The sequence below is a fragment of the Allobosea sp. 05T433 genome (assembly GCF_056396065.1).
The window spans coordinates 1-417 of sequence record NZ_JBFTKS010000133.1; the positions used below are offsets into that span (position 1 = coordinate 1).

Consider the following 417-nt stretch of genomic DNA (forward strand, 5'->3'; position numbering starts at 1 on the left):
CCGCTGGGCATAGGAGCCTGGCCCGGCGCCGGTTCTGTCCTTGCTCGCATAGTCGTTCTGGGCGTCGACATAGGCCAGGCTGACCTGGATCGCATCGAGCTCATTGCGCCCGAGGCGCCTGAAAAGGATTTCCTTGCGCCCGGCCTCAGTGTCGAACCGCCACTCACCGTCCTTGCGCAGGATCGGGATCGGGAACGGAAAGTCATTCTGACCGACGAGCAATGTCGCCTTGTCGCCGTCGACCTCGACCTGGTGCTTGGCCTGATAGGCCGAGAGAAAGCGCTCCCTGTCCGCTGCGTCGGCGACCTCGTCGCCGGAAAAGACGATGTCGCGCCCCTTGAGCCCGAGAACGCCGAGCATCGGGCCGGTCTCGCTGGTGCGGGCGGCTTCCACAAGGGCTGCGGCGGCCGCCTCGGG

General features: G+C 66.4%; 1 protein-coding gene. It reads right to left on the reverse strand.

Features of this window, described 5'->3' with window-relative positions; translation table 11 throughout:
* A partial coding sequence (locus tag AC1DGP_RS35355) for a DUF2950 family protein (RefSeq protein ID WP_476833311.1) occupies nt 1-417 on the reverse strand: 417 nt, incomplete at both ends.